Consider the following 2382-nt stretch of genomic DNA (forward strand, 5'->3'; position numbering starts at 1 on the left):
GGTGAAGCGCGACGTGCAAAGTCGCATTTGATGAGTAGAGAGCCGTCTCTCTCTGGGGTACTTCTCCTCAGTCCTCGTGTAAAAGACTCAATCCGAGTCCGGTCACAACGAAAGTAAGTAATAAAATCGTTGGAGTGCAGACCACACAAGCATCTAAGCTGATAGCCTAAATCGGTAGTGTATGCAAGAGGAAGAAAAGGAAGGGTTAACGATAAGTAAACGACTAATCTAGCTCCGTGATACACGAAAAGGTGAAATCAGGCTGGAACACCTTAACCAAAAGGTAAATAGCTGATTATTAGAAGTTTCGCTGTCTAATAAAGAAGTTCAAAAAGCTATCGGAGTATGAGTCGAACCCTAACCTTTTTCGCAGGTCATCAAAAGCGAAACACGGTAAGCCCAATAGACTCTCTCTTAAGGTCGAAACAAGAGAGTAAGCCAAGAGTAATCACAGCCGAATTGTCTAGGGGGTAAAGGAAGTCAGAGAAAGCGAACGCCCTGTGTAATGCAGAGGATAAGGATTGAGGAATATCCCAACATCACACCGCCTGAAAATGGTAGCCCACTTCTGACAGGTCTTAAACGATAAACAGGATTCAAAGAAACTAAACGGAGATTGAAAGATGGAAACCACTATGGTTATCGGAAGCTCTGGACAACTTAACGACTGGTCACAGATTGACTGGAAATCAATCGTCAAGAATGTTAAGAATCTGAGGAAACGGATTTATCGTGCCACACAGAGCGGTCAGTGGAATCAGGTCAGAAGCCTCACAAAACTGATGTTAAGAAGCTTCGACAATCTAATTTTGTCAGTGCGTAAAGTTACCCAACTGAATCAAGGAAAACGAACAGCAGGTGTGGACAAGGAGGTAGCATTAACACCTGAACAACGGGTAAAACTCATCCGAGAAATGGGGCAGCACACACTATGGAAGGTTAAACCCACCAAAAGAGTATACATACCAAAAGCCAATGGGAAGCAAAGACCATTAGGCATCCCCACCATCAAGGATAGAGTAGCACAAGCCATAGTTAAGAACGCTCTAGAACCAATCTGGGAAGCTCTTTTCGAGGCAAACAGTTATGGATTCAGAGTCGGAAGAAGTTGCCACGATGCCATTGAGCAGTGTTTTCTACGCCTACAAGGTAATAGAGACACATGGGTTCTGGATGCCGACCTATCAGGATTCTTCGACAATATCACTCATGAAACCATCCTACATTCCATAGGGAATTTCCCCGCCCGCAGCCTAATCAAGCAATGGTTAAAAGCAGGATACATAGACAAGGGAAAACTTCATGAAACACAAAGCGGAACGCCACAAGGAGGCATTATTAGCCCCCTACTGGCAAATATCGGCTTACACGGTCTGGAAAACTTCTTGAGCCAATTCAAGAAGGTCAAAGGCTCATACAAATCCGATAGATATGGTTTCGTCCGATACGCAGACGACTTCATCGTCACCGCTACCTGTCAAGAAGACATAGAGAAAATCCGACCTGAAATCGAACAATGGCTATCAAACAAAGGGTTACAACTAAATAGAGAGAAAACCCGAATCGTACACATCAGCGAAGGATTTAATTTTCTTGGGTTTAATCTCAGACAATACAATGGCAAACTACTGATCAAACCGCAAAAAGAGAAAGCCCTAAAATTCCTTAAGGAAATCAGGGAATGGCTCAAAAGAAATAAAACGGTAGAACAGAAAATTGTCATTGAACAATTAAACCCCAAACTTCGAGGCTTTGGAAACTACTATCGCCACGCCGTCAGCAAAGAAGTGTTTAGCTACATCAGTTCTGAGGTATGGATATCACTTGGGCGATGGGCAAAACGGCGACACCCAAACAAGAGCAAACGGTGGATTGCCAACCGATACTTTAAAATTAGAGGCAAAGGGTGGGAGTTTACCTGCAATGTCAAGGACAGAAAAGGTAACAACAAGGAAATTAGCCTATTTAACATAGCTAAAATACCCATCGAACGCCACATAAAGGTAAAAGGAACAGCATCCCCAGACGACCCCAACCTAACAAAATACTGGGCTAAAAGAGCCGCAAAATCTGGGAAAACCATCTGGGAAAAAGGGTCGAAGTATTACCAAATTGCCCAAAATCAAGGATGGAAATGCCCTATCTGTGGCGAATATCTTAGCAATGGTGAAGCTATCGAAACACATCACATAGTACCAATGACAAAAGGAGGCTCGGATGACATCGACAATCTCCAGCACCTACACAAAATCTGTCATAAAGCGGTACACAGTGGTAAACGTACTGTGAAGGCAAAGGCTTGAGCCGGATGATGCGACAAGTGTCAAGTCCGGTTCTTAGGGGAGGGAGATACGGCGACGTATGCTCTCTTACCCAACAGTC

Annotated in this window: 1 protein-coding gene; it reads left to right on the top strand. The window is 43.9% G+C overall.

Features of this window, described 5'->3' with window-relative positions; all coding sequences use genetic code 11:
- Nucleotides 1-623 precede the first annotated feature (623 nt).
- Nucleotides 624-2303 (top strand): group II intron reverse transcriptase/maturase, encoded by a 1680-nt coding sequence (ltrA, locus tag QUB08_RS31620; protein WP_333230220.1) that lies wholly within the window; start codon nucleotides 624-626, stop codon nucleotides 2301-2303.
- Nucleotides 2304-2382 lie beyond the last annotated feature (79 nt).

The sequence above is a fragment of the Microcoleus sp. BR0-C5 genome (assembly GCF_036705045.1).
Classification (GTDB): domain Bacteria; phylum Cyanobacteriota; class Cyanobacteriia; order Cyanobacteriales; family Microcoleaceae; genus Microcoleus.